The sequence below is a fragment of the Sphingomonas sp. CROZ-RG-20F-R02-07 genome (genome assembly GCF_022662335.1).
GTDB lineage: Bacteria > Pseudomonadota > Alphaproteobacteria > Sphingomonadales > Sphingomonadaceae > Sphingomonas.
Window position 1 is genome coordinate 595,296 of record NZ_JAKNQJ010000001.1, and the last position, 19,145, is coordinate 614,440.

Genomic DNA, 19,145 nt, shown 5'->3' on the forward strand with positions numbered 1-19,145 from the left:
CTATATACGGACGGATATCGTTAAAGGGGGAATCATGACCAGGACTTTCGTCGGCGCCGCGCTTTGGGCGCTGGCTGCCGCCATGACGACGCCAGCCGCCGCCCAGGACCAGCCCGACCAGCCGCGCCGTACGCCGGACGGTGCCAGCGTCCCCGCCGCCGGCCATGACGATCTGGACGTGATCGTCACCGCCCGCCGCCGCGCCGAGGATGCACAGACCATTCCTGGCTCGCTGACCGTCGTCGGCGGCGCCCTGCTCGACCGATCCTATACGGTGAACACGCAGCAGCTTTCGCAACTGGTGCCGAGCCTCAACTACAGCTCGGCGAACCCGCGCAACACCGCGTTCACGATCCGGGGCCTCGGCTCCAGCGTGGTCGCGGTCAGCCAGTCGAACGACGGATTGGAGCCGGGCGTCGGCTTCTATGTCGATCAGGTCTATCACGCCCGCCCTGCGACCGCCGCGTTCGATTTCAGCGACATCCAGCAGATCGAGGTGCTGCGCGGGCCGCAGGGCACGCTGTTCGGCAAGAATTCCACCGCGGGCGCGATCAACATCACCACGCGCGCGCCGACGTTCGAGCCCGAGGCGTCGGAGGAGATCTCGTTCGGCAATTACCGGTTCGTCCAGGCCAAGGGTTCGGCGTCCGGCCCGCTCACCGATACGCTGGCGGCGCGCATCTCCGTCGTCAGCACGCGGCGCGACGGCACGATCGCCAATGTCCGCACCGGGCAGGACGAGAACCAGATCGGCAATCAGGCGGTGCGCGGCCAATTGCTCTTCAAGCCGAACGACCGGTTCCAATACAAGCTGTCGGCCGACTTCACCAATTTCGAAAGCGAATGCTGCACCCAGGTGTATCTGGCGGCGGCGCCGACGCTGAAGTCGGTCGCGCGCCAATATCCAGCGCTTGTCCGCGGGCTCGGCTATGCGCCGCCCAGTACCGATCCCTATGACCGAGTCACCGATATCGACGCCGATCTGGGCGTGAAGACCAACGAGGGCGGCGTGTCGGGCATCGGCGATTATGATGTCGGCTTCGCGACGCTCACCTCGGTCACCGCGTGGCGCTTCTGGAACTGGGATGCGGCGAACGATCGCGACTATACCGGCATCCCGATCCAGATCACGCAGCACATTCCCTCGCGCCAGGATCAGTATAGCCAGGAGCTGCGCCTCGCCTCCAACGGCGACCACCGTCTCAGCTATGTCGGCGGCCTCTATTTCTTCCGCCAGCGGATCCTCGGCAATCCGATCTCCATCTATGGCCCGCAGGCGGCCTATTGGCTGATCGGCCCGATTACGGGGACGACTGCCGTTCCCGCGAACCTGCTCGACGGATACGGCACCGCGGGGCGCACCGATTTCCAGTCGAACAGCTATGCCGGCTTCACCGAACTCAACTGGGAGCCGATCGACCGGCTGACGCTGACCGGTGGCGTACGCTACACCTACGAGCACAAGACAGGCTATTATTCGACCTACGTCTTCGGCGGCCTGGCGACCACGAACACCGCGCTCGCCAACGCCAAGCTCTCGATCCTGCGGCCGCAGACCTATTCGACGCGGGTGAACGACGGTGCGCTCACCGGGCGCGTCAACGCCACCTATGCCTTCACCGATGCGGTGCTCGGCTATGCGAGCTTCGCGCGCGGGGCGAAGTCGGGCGGGATCAACATGTCCGGGCTGCCGCTCGACAACGCCAACAACCCCGCGCTCAACACCGCGGTCGTGCGGCCCGAGGAGAACACCGCTTACGAGGTGGGCGTGAAGACGCGGCTGTTCGACCGGCACCTGATCTTCAACATCGACGGCTTCTACACCAAGGTGACCGATTTCCAGGCGAACGTCACCGACACCGGCGCCGCGGTCGCGCTGCGCACCTATCTGGCCAACATCCCCAAGGTGACGGTGCGCGGGTTCGAGATCGACAGCACGGCGCTGCTGACGCGTGAATTTTCGCTGCGCGCGAACGTCGCCTATAGCGATGGCCGCTACGACCGCTATCCCAACGGCCCCTGCCCGATCGAGCGGATCGGCACCGCGACGGCGATCTGCGATCTGTCCGGCCGGCCGCTATCCAGCCTGCCCAAATGGGCGGTGACCCTGGGCGGCGATTACGCGCACCCGATCACCGCGGCGGGCGATGGCTTCGTCCATGTCGATGCGGTGGGGCGCTCCAAGCAGTTCGGCGACCCATCCGATTCCGCCTATACCGTCATCCACGGGTATACGTTGGTGAACGGCAGCATCGGCTTCCGCGCGCGGCAGGGCTATGAGATCGCGTTCTTCGTGCGCAACCTGACGAACAAGGACTATCTGCAGAACGTGACGATCCAGGCGGGCAATTCGGGCCTGATCCTCGGCACCCCTGGCGATCCGCGCACCTATGGCATCACGTTCCGCGCGCATCAGTAAAGCTCTGTTCCCCGGCCGAGGCCGGGGCCCAGTTCCGGAACGCGTTTAATAGAACGCGGCGCTCGATGACCTCGGCCTATCCAACCGGGCCCCGGCCTCCCCCGGGGAACGGCTTACCGACCGCACATTCCGTTCCCCAGATCGATGCACCGGCCGTCGACCACGGGCGTCTTCACCCCGACGATCGCGGCCAGCGTCGGCGCGATGTCGACCGTCTCGATCGGTGTCGCGCGCGTGGCGGGCGTAGCACCGTTCCACCAGAACAGGATCGGCACCTGGCGGTCGTGATCCCAGGGCGAGCCATGGCCCGCCACCACGTCGCCCGGCCCGCGCGGCACGCCGAAGCTGGTGCGCGGCGCATAGGCCACCGCGATGTCGCCCGACCGCGTGGGGTCGTAGCTTTCGTGATAGCGCTGCGCGATCGTCAGCCGGTCGGGCGTGGTTCCCGGTGGCACGGTGGCGGCCGCGATCTCGGCGCGCGAGAACACGTCCTTCACCTCGGGCTGCTGCTTCAGCCAGGCGATCGCGGCGTCGTTCACCCGCGCGCGCAACGCCGCGTCGTTGCCGGTGTTGATATAGAGCTGTTGCGGATCGTCGCCGACGATCGGCTCGAAGCCGATCCCCGTCTGCTTCTCGACCGCCGCGTTGAGGCGGGCGACGAACGCGCCGCCGTCAAGCCGGGCGGCGGCGGGGTCGTGCTCATGCTCGCGTTCGGCAGCGTCGGTCGCGCCGTGGTCGGCGGTGAGCACCACCATCACCGGCACGTCGAGCGCGCGGATCGTCGCCATCAGCCGCCCGATCGTCGCGTCGAGCGCCGCCTGCTGGACGCACATCTCGGCGCCGCCATTGCCGTAGCGATGGCCGATATAGTCGTTGGCCGACAGGCTGACCGCGAGCACGTCGGTCGCCGGGCCATGGCCCAGATGCGCACGCGCGATCAGCGCCTGCGCGAAATCGACGACGGTCGAATCGAACAGCGGCGAGGCGCGGAAATTGGCCTGGAAATCGTCGGTCTGGAGGAAATCGGGGCCGTCCTCGACATGCACCGCGGCGTCGGGCGGCACCTTGCCCGACAGGTCGATCCGGCCGAACCGGTGCGGCTTTTCGAGCGCGGCGCAGGTGGCCGACGGTGCGGGCCAGAGCGGCGGCGGCGTCTTCGCCCATGCGGCGAAGCGCGCGGTGTCGAACGCCTTGGCCGGCGCCTGCGTCACGGGTGTCGCGGGCCCGGCATAGGAGGAGGTCACGAAGCCCACACCGTCGACCCACCACCACACGCCATCGGCATGTTTGCCGCCCATCGTGATCGCGGCGCGGTCCTTGCCCGATACGGCGTAGGAGCGCGCACCGGGCGCGGCGGCCTTCACCCAATCGCCGAGCGTCGTGACGTGCATGTTTTGCGGGCCGCGCGCGATCGGATCGGCCACGCCCGGCACCGACACGCAATAGACCGACGATCCGGTCTTCACGTCGAACCAGCTGTTGGCGACGATCCCGGTCGCGGCGGGATGGCGCCCGGTCATCAGCGTCGAATGGCCGGGGCATGTCTCGGTGGCGGCATGGCTCTGATAGCCGACCGGAAAGGCGATCCCGTCCGACAGCGTCTTCAGCCCGCCGTCATAACCGCCACGATAACGTTCGAAGAGTTCGGACGAATATTGATCGACCGAGATCACGACGACCAATTTGGGGCGGACGGGCGGCGGGGCGGCGATGGCGCCCTGTGCCGCACAAACGAGAAAGGCGGACAGCGCGAGCCGGATCGAACGCATGGGGGTGTGGTCTCCTGAAATGCCACCCGACGGTGGCCCGCGCACGTTGCGGTTTCGTGACGCGGAAGACCAGCCCCCTCTTCGCTAGCGCGCCGCGCTCACCCGCCACACCGTGTCGCCCAGATCGTCCGCGATCAGCAAGGCGCCGCTCCGGTCGATCGCCAGCCCTACCGGGCGGCCCTGCGCGGTCTTGTGGTCGGCGGCCAGGAACCCCGTCACCACATCCTGCGCCATCCCGGCCGGACGGCCGTTGGCGAACGGCACATAGACCACTTTGTAGCCGTTCATCGGGGTGCGATCCCAACTGCCGTGTTCGCCGACGAACACGCCGCCACGGTAGCGCGCCGGCAGGCTGGTGCCGGTCGAAAAGGCGACGCCGAGCGGCGCGACATGCGAGCTGAGCGCGTAATCGGGCGGGATCGCCTTCGCCACGAGGTCGGGCCGCTGCGGCATGACGCGCGGATCGACGTGCTGCCCGTAATAGCTGTAGGGCCAGCCATAGAACTCACCCTGTTTCACCGAGGTGAGATAATCGGGGACGAGGTTCGGCCCCAGCTCGTCGCGCTCGTTCGCCACCGCCCAGAGCTGCTTGGTCTGCGGCTCGAAATCGAGCCCGGTCGGGTTACGGATGCCGCTTGCGTAGATGCGGTGCGCCCCCGTCGCGCGGTCGATCTCCCACACCGCCGCGCGACCGCGTTCGGCCGCCATGCCGTTTTCGGTGATGTTGCTGTTCGACCCGACGCCGACATAGAGTTTGCTGCCATCGGGGCTGGCGCGCAGGCTCTTGGTCCAGTGATGGTCGATCGGGCCGCCGGGCAGTTCGGTCAGGATCGTGCCGGGCGCGGTGATCCGCGTCTGACCGGTCCGATAGGGGTAGCGGACCAGCGCATCGGTGTTGGCGACGTAGAGATCGTTGCCGACGAGCGCCACGCCGAAGGGCGAGACGAGGTGGTCGAGGAAAACGGTGCGCACGTCCGGCTTGCCGTCGCCATTGGTGTCGCGCAGCAGCGTGATCCGCTGTGCGCCCTTCGCGCCCGCGCCACCGTAATTCTGCACGATCCCCATGATGAGATCCTTGGGGCGGTTGATCGGCGCAGGCGGACCGCTGCTCTCCACCACCAGCACGTCGCCATCGGGCAGCGCATAGACGGTGCGCGGATGTTCGAAGCCGGTGGCGAGCGCCTCGATCTTGAGGTCCGCCGGCACGACGGGCTTGTCGCCGTTCGTCCAGGGCTTGGCCTTCGCCACGTGCATCGGCGGCACGAGATACTGGTGCGGCGCGGGCAGTTGCGGGTTCGCGCCGATCTGGGTGGAGGGATCGGCCGGTTTGTCGCTGCAGGCCGCCAGCGCGGCGGCGAGGCCGGCGGTGGCGAGCAGGGTGCGGATCATGCTCAACGCCGGTCTCCCACGGTTTGGCGCGCGCTGAGTTCGGCGCCCCACCAGTTGCTGATCGCGAGGATCGCGACGACGAGGATCGAAAGCGTCAGCCCGGTCGGCACCACCGAGGTATAGCCGTCGCGGCTGTGGACGAAGGCGTTCACGATCGCGAGCACCAGCGCGACGATCGTGCCGATCGCGTGGAGCCAGCCCGAACGCGCGCGGCGCATGCCGCGGCTCGCGAAGGCATCCACGATCCCCGCCAGCACAGCGAACGCCGCCACGACGAGGCCGCCGGTGATGAGCCACACGGACATCGTCTCCCACTGCATCGACGCGGTGTTCATATAGGCGATGTCGGTGACCAAAGCCGCGGTGAAGCAGACGAAGGGGAATTGCGCCAGCGCCGCATGGAGCGGGTGACGGCCGATCCGCGCGGTGGGCGGGGGCAACGTGGTGGCCATTCGGCATCCTTCTCGAAACCGTCCGCGGCTGCGAACGCCATTCCGTCTACGATCGTGGTCGTGGGCGGGTTCCAAGATGAACGATTGTTCAGGGACGGTGAATTTTCCGCGAATGACGGAAGCCGATCGCCTGCTGCCCTATTGTCGCTCATCGATCGCCGCCGTGGCGCCGCGCGAGAAGCCGGGCGAGGACCGGCCCCACCAGCAGCACCGCAACGAAGCGGAGCAGTTGCAGCGCCATCACGAACGGCACGTCGACGGGCGTGGAGGCGGCGATGATCGCCACCGAGTCCATGCCGCCGGGGCTCGTCGCCAGATAGGCGGTGACCGGATCGACATGCGCCAGCTTCGCCAGCAAAAGCGCCAAGCCGCCGCAGAACAGGATCAGCACCGCGATGGAGGCTAGGATCCGCGGCAGCGCGCGTGCCGCCGCAGCGACGATCTCGCGCGTGAAGCCCAGCCCGATCCGCCAGCCGACCACGGCATAGGCGATGGCGAGCAACCAGCCCGGCAGCTCGAATCGTACCAGCCCGGCGACCGACAGCCCGGCGCCGAGCAGGATCGGCCCCAGCAGTGCGCCTGCGGGGATGCGCAGCCACGTGCCGAGCGCCGCGCCGACGCCCGCCACCGCCAGCGTCTCGCCGAAGCGCAGCGGATCGATCGCCGGGAACCAGGGCACCGCACCGCCGTGGGCGCCGCCATGATGGCCGCTCACCATGGCCGCCAGCAACGAGGCGATCGCGGCAACGCACACCACCCGGCTATAGGTCATCACCGCGACGAGCCGGGGATCGGCGCCGAAGCTCCGCGCCATCAGCACCATCGCGGTGGCGGCACCCGGCATCGATCCCCAGATCGCGACCGTGCCCGGCAGGACCTGCCAGCGCGCGCCCAGCCACCCGATCGCCACGCTCACCGCCAGCGTCGCCGCGGTCGTGCCCGCGAACAGCCAGCCATGCGCGGCGACGTCCCGCACGATCCCGGCATCGATCGCGCCCGCGATCAGGCACCCGACCAGCGCCTGCGCCGCGCGAAACGCAAGGTCGGGGATCGCGACGGCCCACCCCCGCACCCCCAGCACGATGCCCACCACCATCGGCCCGAGCAACAGCCCGGCGGGCAGACCGGCCAGCTCCAGCACCGCCGCGAGCGCGGCTGACGCCAGAAGCAGCACGAGCGCGCGGACCCATGCGGGCGGCGGGGCGGTCGAGCCGGTCAGGTCAGCTCGATCGGCTTGAACTCCCTTGTCGCAGCCGTCGGTCCTCGGTCCAAGGCGGTTTGTGTCCGGCATCCGTCGTCGGCCTCATCGCCGCCCGAACAGCCGCTCGATATCGCCGTGCGCGAGTTTCACCCAGGTGGGGCGGCCATGGTTGCACTGGCCCGAATGCGGCGTCGCCTCCATCTCGCGGAGCAGCGCGTTCATTTCGGCGACCGACAGGATGCGCCCCGCGCGCACCGATCCGTGGCACGCCATCGTTCCGGCCACCGCATCGAGCCGCTCGCGCAGCGACAGCGCCTCGTCATAGGCGGCGAGCTCGTCCGCCAGATCGACCACCAGCCCGCGCGGGTCGCCGCTGCCGAGCAGAGCGGGCGTCGCGCGCACCAGCATCGCGCGCGGGCCGAAGCGTTCGATCTCCAGCCCGAATTCGGCGAGTTCGCCGGCGCGCGCCTCCAGCCGGTCGCAGGCGGGTTCGTCCAGCTCCACCACCTCGGGCAGCAGCAGCGCCTGCGACGCGACGCGACCACCCGCCAGGCTCGCCCGCATCCGTTCGAGCACCAGCCGTTCGTGCGCGGCATGCTGGTCGACCAGCACGAGGCCGTCCTCGGCCTCCGCGACGATATAGGTCTTGGCGACCTGGCCGCGCGCGACGCCGAGCGGGAAGCTGGCAGTGGCCGCCGGCGGCGCCCAGGCGGGCTCGGCGCGCGCCAGCGGCGGCGGCGCCATGAAGGTGGCGCGCGGTTCGTGCACCCGATCGAGCAGCCCGGTGCCGCCCGCCGGCGGCGGCGCCCATCCGCCGGGCACGACGGGCTCTGGCCGCCACATCGCAAGCGCATCCGCATCGGTGCGCTGAACGCTGCGAAAGCCGTTCGCGTCGAGCGCGCGGCGCAACCCCGAGACGATCATCCCGCGCACCATCGCCGGATCGCGGAAGCGCACCTCGGTCTTGGCGGGATGGACGTTCACGTCCACCGCGTCGGGCGGCACGTCGAGGAACAGCGCGACCACCGCATGCCGGTCGCGCGGCATCATCTCGGCATAGGCGCCGCGGATCGCGCCGATCAGCAGCCGGTCCTTCACGGGGCGGCCGTTGACGAAGAGATATTGGTGATCCGCAACGCCGCGGTGGAATGTCGGCAGCCCGGCCACGCCACCCAGCACATGGCCGTCGCGCTCCAGATCGATCGTCACCGCATTGTCGGCCAGCTCGCGATCGGTGAGCGCCGTCACGCGCGCCGGGCGATCCTCGGCGGGTGCGACCGACAGGACGCGGCGACCGTCATGCTCGACCGAGAAGCCGAGGTCAGGTCGCGCCATCGCGAGCCGCTTCACCACGTCGAGGCTGGCGGCATATTCGGCGCGCGCCGAGCGCAGGAACTTGCGCCGCGCGGGCACCCGCGCGAACAGCCCCTCGACCACGACGCGCGTGCCGGGGGGCAGCGCGGCCGGCCCCTCGCGCACCACCTGTCCGTTGTCGACGGTGCGCGCCCAGCCCTCGGCGCCGCGCACCCGGCTTTCGATGGTCAGCGTGGCGACGCTGGCGATCGAGGGCAGCGCCTCACCGCGGAAGCCGAGCGTGACGACCGCTTCGATCGCGCCCTCCACCAACAGGCTCTCGGGCAGCTTGCTGGTCGCGTGGCGTTCCAGGGCGAGCGCGATGTCGGGCGGGCTCATGCCGCAGCCATCGTCGGCCACCTCGATCCGCGTGAGGCCGCCTTCCGCCAGCACCACGGCGATTCGCGTGGCGCCGGAATCGATCGCGTTCTCGACCAGCTCCTTCAACGCGCTGGCGGGCCTTTCCACCACTTCACCGGCGGCGATGCGATTGACCAACTGCTCGGGGAGACGCCGTATTGACATGGGTGAACGTCTAGACCAAGCGACGGCATCCCGCGACCCGCAAACGCATATAGCCGTCGTACCCTTGGCGTCGTCCCGAGGGGCCGGCGGCGGGCCGCGCAAGATGATTGGCGACGCGCCGTATCCGGGCCTGCAAACCCGGCGGCAAAACGAGAGACTCCGGCCGCATGTCCTTCTTCTCGCGCTTCTTCAAATTCATGTCGCACGATATGGCGATCGATCTCGGCACTGCGAACACGGTCGTCTATGTGCGCGGCCGCGGCATCGTGCTCAACGAGCCGTCGGTGGTGGCCGTCGAGACGATCAACGGCGTCAAGCGGGTGAAGGCGGTCGGCGACGACGCCAAGCTGATGATGGGCAAGACGCCGGGCAACATCGAGGCGATCCGCCCGCTGCGTGACGGCGTGATCGCCGACATCGACGTCGCCGAGCAGATGATCAAGCACTTCATCATGAAGGTGCACGGCCCCCGCAAGTTCGCGCGCTGGCCCGAGATCGTGGTCTGCGTGCCGTCGGGCTCCACCAAGGTGGAGCGCCGCGCGATCCGCGACGCGGCGTCGAACGCCGGCGCGTCGAGCGTGTGGCTGATCGAGGAGCCGATGGCCGCCGCGATCGGCGCCGACATGCCCGTGACCGAGCCGATCGGCAGCATGGTGGTCGATATCGGCGGCGGCACCACCGAAGTCGCGGTGCTGAGCCTTCGCGGGCTCGCCTACACCACCAGCGTGCGCGTCGGCGGCGACAAGATGGACGAAGCGATCGTCAGCTATGTCCGTCGCAACCACAATCTGCTGATCGGCGAAGCCACCGCCGAGCGGATCAAGCAGGAGGTCGGCATCGCCCGCCCGCCCGCGGACGGGGTCGGCAAGATCATCTTCGTGAAGGGTCGCGATCTGGTGAACGGCGTGCCCAAGGAGATCCAGATCAGCCAGGCGCAGATCGCCGAGGCGTTGAGCGAGCCGGTCGCGACGATCGTCGAGGGCGTGCGCGTGGCGCTCGAGAACACCGCGCCCGAACTGGCGGCGGACATCGTCGATCAGGGCATCGTGCTGACCGGCGGCGGCGCGCTGCTCGAGGGGCTGGACGAGGTGCTGCGCGACGAGACCGGCCTGCCGGTGACGGTGGCCGAGGATCCCCTCATCTGCGTCGCGCTCGGCACGGGGCGCGCGCTCGAGGATCCGATGTTCCGCGGCGTGTTGATGAACGGCTGATTCCGGGAAGGGGGGACGGCGCATGGCGCCCACCCGCGACCGTCGCACGGGGTTTTCCAGGCGGCGGCAATATGGTGTGTTCCTGGGCTATGTGCTTGCCGTCGCGGGCGCGGTGGTGGGCGCGGCCTTGCTCGCCCTGTCGACCTTCAATCCCCCCGCATTTTCCGCGCTGCGCATGGCGCTGGCGGGCCTGACGACGCCGGTATCCACGGGGCTGGCGACGGCCACGCGCGGGATCGGCGCGGTGCCCGACATCGTCAGCCATTATTTCTTCGTCGAGCAGGAAAACCGCGTGCTTCGCGGCGAGCGGGACCGCAATCGCGCGCTTCTGCTGCGCGCGCGGACGATCGCCTATGACAACCGCCGGTTGCGCGCCCTGCTGACGCTGCGCGATCGGACCGAGGGCGTGGTGGTGGCCGCGCGGCTCGTCAGCTCCACGCCGCAAAGCGGCCGCCGCTTCGCCTTGCTGAACGCCGGGCGCTGGTCGGGCGTGTTGCCCGGCATGCCGGTGCGCGGACCCGACGGGCTGATCGGCCGCGTTCTCGAAACCGGCCCCAATGCCGCCCGCGTGCTGCTGCTGAGCGATCCCGAAAGCATCGTGCCCGTCCGCCGCACCCGCGACGGCCTGCCCGCGATCGCGGCGGGGCGCGGCGACGGCCTGGTCGACATCCGTTCGGTCGAGAGCACCAACGTGCATTTCCAGCCGGGCGACCTGTTCGTCTCGTCGGGCGTCGGCGGGATCTATCCGCCCGGCATCCCCGTCGCGCGGATCCTCGAGCGCGGCAGCGACACCGTGCGAGCGCATACCTTTGCCGTGCCCGACACGTTCGATTTCGCGATCGTCGAACGCGCCTTCCTGCCGTTGCCGCCGCCCGTCTCGCCGATCAAGCCCGCCGGTGCGCCCAAGTGAACGACATCGACCACGCCGATTTCGCGCCCGTCCTACCGCCGGGCCGTGCGCGGGCGCTGCCCTGGGCGAGCGTGATGGCCGCATCGCTCGTCACGATCGTGCCGGTCATCGCGACGATCCCGCTGCTGCCGCCGCTCGGATTGCTCATGCTGCTCGCCTGGCGGCTGCTCGCCCGCTTCGCGCTGCGGCGCTGGGCCGCAGCACCGCTGGGGCTGTTCGATGATCTGGCCAGCGGCCAGCCGCTGGGCAGTTCGGTGCTTCTGTGGTCGCTGTGTTTCCTCTTCATCGATCTGGTCGAGGCACGGTTGGTGTTCCGCGACTTCTGGCAGGACTGGCTGATCGCGAGCGGCGCGCTGGCCTTCTGCATCGTCATGGGGCGGCTGATCGCGGTGCCGATCGGCGCGCATGTCGACCTATTGATCCTGGCGCAGATCGCGATGGCGGTGCTGATGTTCCCCCTCGCCGCACGGTTCGTCGCCTGGATCGACCGCAAGCGGGGCCATGCGTCATGAGGCGGCCGCCACGCGTCGTCACCGAGGCGTCGCAAGCCTATAGCTTCTCGCGCCGCGCCTGGCTGCTGGGCGCGGCGCAGGGGGCGGTCGGCGTGGCGCTCGCCGGGCGGATGGGCTGGCTCGCGATCGCAGAGAACGGGCGCTACAACCTGCTCTCCGAGAAGAACCGCGTGAACATGACGCTGATGCCGCCCCGGCGCGGCTGGATCGTCGATCGCAGCGGCGTGCCGATCGCCAACAACCGCACCGATTTCCGCGTCGACATCATCCCCGATCGGCTTGAGGACAAGGACCGCGTGCTGGCGCTGCTCGGCACGTTGCTGGCGCTCCCCCCCGCCGAGGTGGAGCGGATCCGCATCGATCTGGAGAATGCCGCGGGATTCCAGCCCGTGCAGGTGGCGGAAAATCTCGATTGGGAGCGGTTCGCCGCGGTGAGCGTGCGTCAGCCCGAACTGCCCGGTGTCGCCCCCAGCCGCGGCTTTGCGCGCCATTATCCCGGCGGCGCGGCGGTCGCGCATCTGACCGGTTACGTCGGCACGCCCAACGCCGAACAATATAAGAAGACGCACGACCCGCTGCTCGTCACGCCCGGCTTCAAGCTCGGCAAGGACGGGCTCGAAAAGGCGCTCGAGCCGCAATTGCGCGGCACCGCGGGCGCCAAGCGGCTCGAGGTGACCGCGCGCGGGCGTCTCGTCGCCGAACTCGCCACCCGGCCCGACATTCCGGGCAAGACCGCGCGCCTCACCATCGATGCCGGGCTGCAGGACTATGCCGCGCGCCGGCTCGGCACCAATTCGGGCTCGGCGGTCGTGCTCGACTGCCGCACCGGCGAGATGCTCGCGATGGTGTCGATGCCGGCCTATGATCCGAACAGCTTTTCGGACGGGATCAGCCATCTCGAATGGCAGATGCTGAGCGAGAACGACCACGTCCCCTTGATGAACAAGGTGACCCAGGGGCTCTATCCGCCGGGATCGACAGTCAAGCCGATGAACGCGCTCGCGCTGCTCGAAGCGGGCGTGTCGCCGCACGACCGGGTGAACTGCACCGGCGCGATGCGGCTCGGCACCAGCATCTTCCACTGCCACAAGAAAAGCGGCCACGGCGCGCTCGATATGAAGAACGCGGTGATGCAGAGCTGCGACATCTATTTCTACGAAATGGCGCGGCGCGTGGGCTATGACCGGATCGCGCCGATGGCCCGGCTGGTCGGGCTGGGCGAGAAGTTCGAGCTGCCCTTCACCACGCAGCGTTACGGCACCGTACCCGATCCGGCCTGGAAGCGCCGCAAGTACAAGACGCCCTGGACGGTCGCCGATTCGCTCAACGCCTCGATCGGTCAGGGTTATGTGCTCGCCAACCCGCTGCAACTCGCGGTGATGGCCGCCCGGCTCGCCTCGGGCCGCGCATTGCGGCCGAGCATCCTGGCCGACCACGTCCACCACGGCATGCCCGCCCTTCCCGTCCAGCCCGAGCATCTCGCGATCGTCCGCGACGCGATGTACGGCGTGGTCAACCAGGGCGGCACCGGCGGCGCGGCACGGCTGCTGGTGCCGGGCGTCAGCATCGCCGCCAAGACCGGCACCGCGCAGGTGCGTCGCATCACCATGGCGGAGCGCGCGGGCGGCGTGCTCAAGAACGGCCAGCTTCCCTTCAAGCTGCGCGACCACGCGCTGTTCGTCTGCTTCGCGCCCGCCGACAATCCGCGCTATGCCGCTGCGGTCGTGCTCGAACATGGCGGGCACACCGTTCGCAACCTCGACACGCCCGAGATCGGCCGCGACATCATGACCTATCTGTTCGACCGCGACCGCGCGATGAAGAGCCTGGCCGAGGCCGAACCCACCTGGGGCGGCGACATCCGCACGCGCATGGATGCCGAGGCCGCCGCCTATCGCGCGGCGCGCATGCCCACCGCCGCGGTGGAAGCCACCAAGACCGACGCCGTCGTGCCGAGCGACGCGCCCGCGGTGGAAGCCGCGACCGACCAGGCGAACGCCACTCAGGCCGCACTGGCGCACGACAGCCCGGCCGGCAACACCGTCGCCGAGGACGGCAGCACCGAGCGCGTACCATGAGCCGCGCGCGGATCGTTCCCGAGCCGCTGGCGCAGCTTCCCTGGGGTGTCATCCTGCTCGTGCTCGCCATCGGCGGCTTCGGGCTGGTCGTGCTCTATTCCGCAGCGGGCGGATCGCTTCACCCCTGGGCGTTGTCGCAGGGCATCCGCTTCGCGGTGTTCGTCGGCGGCGCGATCCTGTTATCGCGCGTGCCCGAGAATGTGTGGCGGAACGGCGCGCTGCCCGCCTACGGCCTGCTCGTCGTGGCGCTCGTCGGGGTCGAGCTGCTCGGCAAGATCAGCGGCGGCAGCCAGCGCTGGATCAACATCGGCATCGTCAACCTGCAGCCTTCCGAGCTGATGAAACCAGCGATCGTGCTCGCCTGCGCGCGCTTCTACGAAATCCTGCCCGCCACCGAGACGCGGCGCTTCGCGGGCGTGTGGCCGGCCGCCGCGCTGATCGGCGTGCCCGCGGCCCTCGTGATGCTCCAGCCCGATCTCGGCACCGCGCTGATGATCTGCGCCGGCGGCGCCACGGTGATGTTTCTGGCCGGCGTGCCGCTGCGCCTGTTCGTCGGCGGCGCGAGCGCGCTGGCGATCGCCGCGCCGCTCGCGGTCAATTTCGTCCTCCACGATTATCAGCGCAACCGCATCCTGATCTTCCTCGATCCGGAAAGCGATCCGCTACGCACCGGCTATCACATCACCCAGTCGAAGATCGCGATCGGCTCGGGCGGCATCTTCGGCAAGGGCTTCCTGCAAGGCACGCAGAGCCACCTCCAATATCTGCCCGAGGGCCATACCGATTTCGTCTTCGCGACCATGGCCGAGGAATGGGGGCTGGTCGGCGGATGCGGGCTGATCCTCGCGTTCATGCTCGTGATCCGCTGGGGCATCAATGTCGGCCAGCGCGCGCAGAGCCGCTTCGCCCGCCTGACCGCCGCCGGGCTCGCCACGACGATCTTCTTCTACGTCGCGATCAATCTGGCGATGGTGATGGGCCTGGCGCCCGTGGTGGGCATTCCGCTGCCGCTGGTGAGCAATGGCGGCTCGGCGCAGATGACCGTGTTGCTGTGCCTGGGCATCCTGATGTCGATCGACCGCCAGAATCGCAAGCAGGTCCGCTGGTAGGCAAAAAAGGGTTTGCATCCGCGCCCCATGATGCTAACCGCGCGCTTCCGAAACGCAGCCGGCCCCGACGGCCGCCAGCGCAGACGGTGTGGACGCATAGCTCAGTTGGTAGAGCAGCTGACTCTTAATCAGCGGGTCCTTGGTTCGAGCCCAAGTGCGTCCACCATTCCTTTCAATGGCCTACGCCGTCCATACTTCCGCCGCTCGGAGCGCGTCCTCTAACCCCCCCTTTTCTGATGGCGGCGGGGCGAAGACGGCGGTCGCGGCTTGGTGTCGCCCTCGACCCAATTCGGGCCGTTCGCGACGCGTTTTCAGCTTACCAATTCCGTCCCCCGTTCATGTCGCTTCAACGTCCGGTCAGGCCGGGCGATTGTGGGTGTACGCGGCCGACGACCGGGCGTCGGGCAGCACGACGACGCCCGCGACATGGTACCGATTCACGCCTGGCCGAACCGGTGCGCATCCGCAGGCGCATCTCGCCGGCGTTGGCGGATTCCTCCAGGCCGATGCCTATGCCGGCTATGACGGCCTCTACCGCAGCGGCGTCACCAAGGTGGCATGCTGGGCGCACTTCCACCGCAAGGTGTTCGACCTGCACGAGCGCTCGCCCACTCCGCTGACCGACGACATTCTCGACCGGATCGGCGCGCTCTGTGCCGTCGAGGCCGAGGTGCGCGGCCAGCGAACAGATGCGCGGCACCGCACCCGGCAGAACCGGACCACGCCGCTGGTTGGCGCCTTGCGGGACGTGCTCGACGCCACCCCTCGCCGCCTGTCGCCGATGTCCGACATAGCGAAAGCCATCGTCTATGGCACCAAGCGATGGCCGGCATTCTGCCGCTTCCTCGACGATGGGCAGTTGGAGATCGACAACAACATCGCCGAACGAACGCTGCGCGGTATTGCCGCCGGTCGCCGCCACTGGCCGTTCGCCGGCTCCAGGGCGGGCGGCGAGCGTGCCTCTGCGATCTATACCGTCATTCAGACGTGCAAGGCCAACGGCGTCGATCCGGAAGCCTACATCGCCGACGTCATCGCCAAGGTCGCCGACGACGGGCCCGCCAGCCGCTGGGACGAACTCATGCCGTAGAACTGGGCTCGCGAATCTGCCAGGCTGGCTGCATGACCGACGAGACCGTTGCCCGCCTGCATATCGTCCTGAACGACATCGAACCCGTAATCTGGCGTCGGGTCGACGTGCCGGTCACCGCCAGCCTCAAGATGCTCCACGGCATCGTCCAGGCCGCAATGAGCTGGGAAAACTATCACCTCTGGCATTTCGAGGTGGGCGACCGGCGTTACGGCGTGCCGGACCCGATGTGGCCCGACAGCGGCATGGCAGCCGCGAGGAACGTGAAGCTCGCTGGCCTCATCGACCGGGAAATACGTGAGCTCCTCTATACCTACGACATGGGTGACGACTGGCGACACACCATCACCGTTGAGGCGGTTGGCCCCGGCGAACCCGACGTCAAATACCCCCGCTTCGTAGACGGCCAGCGGCGCGGCCCGCCCGAGGATGTGGGCGGCTTACCAGGCTTCGAGCTGTTCCTGAATGCCATGGCCGACCCTGCCCACGAGGAACATGACCGGCTGCGCGAGTGGTATGGCGGCCCCTACAACCCCGATGACATCGACGAACGCTTCACCAGACGCGCCGTTGCCGCCATCGCCATCCGCCGGCATGCCGGCAAGCTCGCCTACCAGAAAAGCCGCCCGCAATAGCAAGGCGGCCTACGGACCGGACTTACGCTACGGCTGACCTGAAGCAGGCTGGCCGAACTCACCCGTAACGAGACCCAGTACGCCACCGACCAAACAAGGACATCAGGCGCTAAGCTGGGCCCTAGACGGTGATGCTTTGTAAGAGCGACCGGCAAGCAGCTCGTACTCGACGACGTCGTGAGCGCAGAAAATCCGTACCTCTTCGCCGTGCTCGAGCTGTAGTTGACGCAGCCGTTCAAGGTTGGTGAGCCGTGATGCCGCGTCGACCTGCATCAGCCGCTGATATCCGCGCAATCCAGGCGTGCATGCATAATGCTCCCCGCCGATTTCCCCGCGGTAGAAGTAGGCATCGGCAGCATAGAGCAGCCACTTGCCGCCATCCTCCCGCACCGCGACACCAGTATGTCCCCACGTATGCCCGGGAAGCGGAACCAAGAGGATTTCCGGCGGCAGCCCCTCGAGCGAACGGACGGTGTCGAAACCGAACCATCGGTCGCCGCCCCCGAGGGGATATAACCGCCAATCGTCGACACCATTCCATTGCTGAGGGCGGTAGCGCTTGTCGCCGACGAAGGCGCCACCCTGCCTCTGATCCGCGACCTCCTTCTCCCGGGCCGTGACGTGCACGGTCGCGTTGGGAAAGTCCTCCAGCCCCCCGGCATGATCGAAGTCCAGGTGCGTGACGACGATATGCCGCACGTCCCGTGGATCGTGGCCGAGAATACGCACCTGGGCGATGGCGGTTTCCTCGGATCGAAGCTGGGGATTGTTGAGGCCGAGAAAGAAGCGGGATAGCCGCCGGTCAGGATGTTCGACGTCCTTGGTGCCGAAGCCGGTGTCGACCAACACCAATCCTGCGTCCGTCTCGATCAGCAGGCAATGACAGACCAGCGCGCCGAAAAGACCATCGGTGCGGCCATCGAAGGCGCGTCCGCCGACTGGGCAGCAGGTGCCGCAATTAAGATGGTGGATGCGCATCAGCGCAGCTGCCAGCGCCGCAAGCGGACACGGGTGCGTTCTTCCTGCTTCGGCTCGCGCGCACGGCTCTCGAACCACCAGCCGCCAAGAGCACCCGCCGCAGCGGCGGTCATCACGCCGATCACGTCCTTAAGGTATCGCTTCTTGGGCATGCGGCGCTCCAATCTCGTTTGAAGCAGAACGACCACCACGTGGCTTTAGTCGCCGACGCCCGCTGCTAAATCACTGCAATCCCGATCAGTGGATCACGTCAGACCCAGCCGGCGCACTCAAGCGCATCGAGCGCTGATAACGCATATGGTGACCCAATCCTGGATATTCGAAAGCGCTTTCCGCATTCCGGTATTCTGGCCGTCGTTCATCTCGGCTCTATGCGGCACTGCCTGCCTCGACTTGGGCGGTGATCGATCACTTTTGCGCTTCACGGCGGTCCCGAGCTCGGCCACATGACCGAGCATGAAGGTCTTCCTCGACTTCGAAGCGTCATCGCTATCAGATCATAGCTACCCAATCGAGATCGCCTGGGTGTTTCAGGACGGTCGGTCGGAAAGCCACCTGATCGTACCGGCGCCTGGCTGGGAGGATTGGGATGCAGCTGCCCAGGCCATCCATGGCATCAATCGAACGATGCTCGCCGCAGAAGGCGAACGTCACGACGTCGTGGCGGGTCGGATGATCGAGGCGCTGACCGGCCACGACCTGTTCGCGAGCGCGCCGTCCTGGGATGGCAAGTGGCTAAGCAGGCTCCTGCGCGCAGCTAAACTGCCGCGCCACCTGCTTCGTCTGCGCGACACCGACGAGGCGCTGCGCGAGACCGCGACGGAAATCCTGCGGTCAGCTCTTCCTTTGCCACGGCTCGACGTCGAGGTGCACGCTATCATCGCTGCGGCAACCGCAGACAAGCCTCACCAGCCAGCGCATCGGGCCCTTGCCGATGCCGTAGCCGAACGCGAGACGTGGGTTCGTGCGAGGCAAGCTGCTCGCGATCTTCTGGTCGAGATCGAGTAAGTGCCCCTTGCTTATGCGCAGCAGCGCTTGGACTTTTTGCCCGACTCGCAAGGGCAAGGCTCGCTTCTGCCGACCTTGACGATTGGCGAACCTGTGGCTGGCCTCGGCGCGATGTCGCCAACACTCGTCAGTGGGACAATTCAATCGAGACCCACTCGTCTCCCGCCACAAGCCGGGGCTGCGGCGTCACAGTCCATCGACGGGCGCCAACCAAGTAGAGCATTTTATGTGCTCGCAACACTTTGCGGCAGGCGGAGTTTTACAGGGGTCGCGGCAGTCTTGGCGCTTGATTGAGGATCATTCAGCCATGATGCGCGCGAACGTTCTTTTCGCCGTGCTGGCGTCGGTGATCGCCGCCGCGCCCCTCGCTGCTCAGGACAAGGGCGCGCGCCGGACACGCGACTATGTGGAGATGGCCGGCCAGAGCGACGCGTTCGAAATGCTGGAAGATCGGTGATGTCGATGCGAGATCCGAACATCGACAAGGTTCGAGACCGCTGCGATAG

17 protein-coding genes and 1 tRNA gene are annotated in these 19,145 nt (G+C 67.9%); 11 read left to right on the top strand and 7 right to left on the bottom strand.

The window, feature by feature from the left end:
* The first annotated feature begins 34 nt into the window (after positions 1 to 34).
* The gene (locus L8H00_RS02980) at positions 35 to 2,419 is read left to right on the top strand and encodes a TonB-dependent receptor (protein WP_242095723.1); all 2,385 of its coding nucleotides are present in this window, start codon (positions 35 to 37) and stop codon (positions 2,417 to 2,419) included.
* Positions 2,420 to 2,532: 113 nt separating this feature from the next.
* Here L8H00_RS02980 and L8H00_RS02985 read toward each other — a convergent pair whose 3' ends face one another.
* From L8H00_RS02985 to mutL, 5 genes are all read right to left on the bottom strand, one after another.
* Positions 2,533 to 4,188: an alkaline phosphatase family protein gene (locus L8H00_RS02985; protein ID WP_242095724.1), complete on the bottom strand. Its 1,656-nt coding sequence runs from the start codon at positions 4,186 to 4,188 to the stop codon at positions 2,533 to 2,535.
* An 84-nt stretch (positions 4,189 to 4,272) separates the two neighbouring features.
* Positions 4,273 to 5,577, bottom strand: coding sequence for a sorbosone dehydrogenase family protein (locus tag L8H00_RS02990; RefSeq protein ID WP_242095725.1), 1,305 nt, complete (start codon positions 5,575 to 5,577; stop codon positions 4,273 to 4,275).
* Between the two features lie 2 nt (positions 5,578 to 5,579).
* Positions 5,580 to 6,029 carry a DUF2231 domain-containing protein gene (locus L8H00_RS02995; protein WP_242095726.1) on the bottom strand — a complete coding sequence of 150 codons (450 nt, stop codon included), beginning with the start codon at positions 6,027 to 6,029 and terminating at the stop codon, positions 5,580 to 5,582.
* Positions 6,030 to 6,177: 148 nt separating this feature from the next.
* Complete coding sequence (locus L8H00_RS03000) at positions 6,178 to 7,203, bottom strand: AbrB family transcriptional regulator (protein ID WP_242095727.1); 1,026 nt, start codon at positions 7,201 to 7,203, stop codon at positions 6,178 to 6,180.
* Between the two features lie 129 nt (positions 7,204 to 7,332).
* Entirely contained in the window at positions 7,333 to 9,108 is a 1,776-nt protein-coding gene (mutL, locus tag L8H00_RS03005) for a DNA mismatch repair endonuclease MutL (RefSeq protein WP_242095728.1), read from the bottom strand.
* A gap of 167 nt (positions 9,109 to 9,275) precedes the next feature.
* Between mutL and L8H00_RS03010 the strand changes: the two genes are divergently transcribed.
* The 8 genes from L8H00_RS03010 (at position 9,276) to L8H00_RS03045 (ending at position 16,653) form a co-directional block, all read left to right on the top strand.
* Positions 9,276 to 10,319, top strand: coding sequence for a rod shape-determining protein (locus tag L8H00_RS03010; RefSeq protein ID WP_242095729.1), 1,044 nt, complete (start codon positions 9,276 to 9,278; stop codon positions 10,317 to 10,319).
* A gap of 22 nt (positions 10,320 to 10,341) precedes the next feature.
* A complete protein-coding gene (gene mreC, locus L8H00_RS03015; protein WP_242095730.1) occupies positions 10,342 to 11,229 on the top strand; it encodes a rod shape-determining protein MreC in 888 nt (295 codons plus the stop codon).
* On the top strand, positions 11,226 to 11,741 hold the full coding sequence (locus tag L8H00_RS03020) for a rod shape-determining protein MreD (protein ID WP_242095731.1): 516 nt from the start codon (positions 11,226 to 11,228) through the stop codon (positions 11,739 to 11,741). The genes mreC and L8H00_RS03020 overlap by 4 nt, the downstream gene beginning before the upstream one ends.
* Positions 11,738 to 13,819 carry a penicillin-binding protein 2 gene (mrdA, locus tag L8H00_RS03025; protein ID WP_242095732.1) on the top strand — a complete coding sequence of 694 codons (2,082 nt, stop codon included), beginning with the start codon at positions 11,738 to 11,740 and terminating at the stop codon, positions 13,817 to 13,819. Before L8H00_RS03020 ends, mrdA begins: the two co-directional genes overlap by 4 nt.
* Entirely contained in the window at positions 13,816 to 14,928 is a 1,113-nt protein-coding gene (gene rodA / locus L8H00_RS03030) for a rod shape-determining protein RodA (RefSeq protein ID WP_242095733.1), read from the top strand. Before mrdA ends, rodA begins: the two co-directional genes overlap by 4 nt.
* 90 nt (positions 14,929 to 15,018) lie before the next feature.
* Positions 15,019 to 15,094: transfer RNA gene (locus L8H00_RS03035), tRNA-Lys, on the top strand.
* Between the two features lie 9 nt (positions 15,095 to 15,103).
* Positions 15,104 to 16,018: an IS66 family transposase gene (locus tag L8H00_RS03040; RefSeq protein ID WP_277924226.1), complete on the top strand. Its 915-nt coding sequence runs from the start codon at positions 15,104 to 15,106 to the stop codon at positions 16,016 to 16,018.
* Positions 16,019 to 16,050: 32 nt separating this feature from the next.
* Entirely contained in the window at positions 16,051 to 16,653 is a 603-nt protein-coding gene (locus L8H00_RS03045; protein WP_242095735.1) for a plasmid pRiA4b ORF-3 family protein, read from the top strand.
* A 102-nt stretch (positions 16,654 to 16,755) separates the two neighbouring features.
* Here the strand turns inward: L8H00_RS03045 and L8H00_RS03050 are convergent, their stop codons facing one another.
* Positions 16,756 to 17,631, bottom strand: coding sequence for an MBL fold metallo-hydrolase (locus tag L8H00_RS03050; RefSeq protein WP_242095736.1), 876 nt, complete (start codon positions 17,629 to 17,631; stop codon positions 16,756 to 16,758).
* Positions 17,631 to 17,783, bottom strand: a complete 153-nt coding sequence (locus L8H00_RS03055) for a hypothetical protein (RefSeq protein ID WP_242095737.1) — start codon at positions 17,781 to 17,783, stop codon at positions 17,631 to 17,633. The genes L8H00_RS03050 and L8H00_RS03055 overlap by 1 nt, the downstream gene beginning before the upstream one ends.
* Before the next feature lie 304 nt (positions 17,784 to 18,087).
* On the opposite strand from L8H00_RS03055, the gene L8H00_RS03060 reads away from it, so the two are divergent.
* On the top strand, positions 18,088 to 18,639 hold the full coding sequence (locus L8H00_RS03060) for a transcriptional regulator (RefSeq protein WP_242095738.1): 552 nt from the start codon (positions 18,088 to 18,090) through the stop codon (positions 18,637 to 18,639).
* Between the two features lie 307 nt (positions 18,640 to 18,946).
* Positions 18,947 to 19,096, top strand: a complete 150-nt coding sequence (locus L8H00_RS03070; protein ID WP_242095739.1) for a hypothetical protein — start codon at positions 18,947 to 18,949, stop codon at positions 19,094 to 19,096.
* The last annotated feature ends 49 nt before the right edge of the window (positions 19,097 to 19,145 follow it).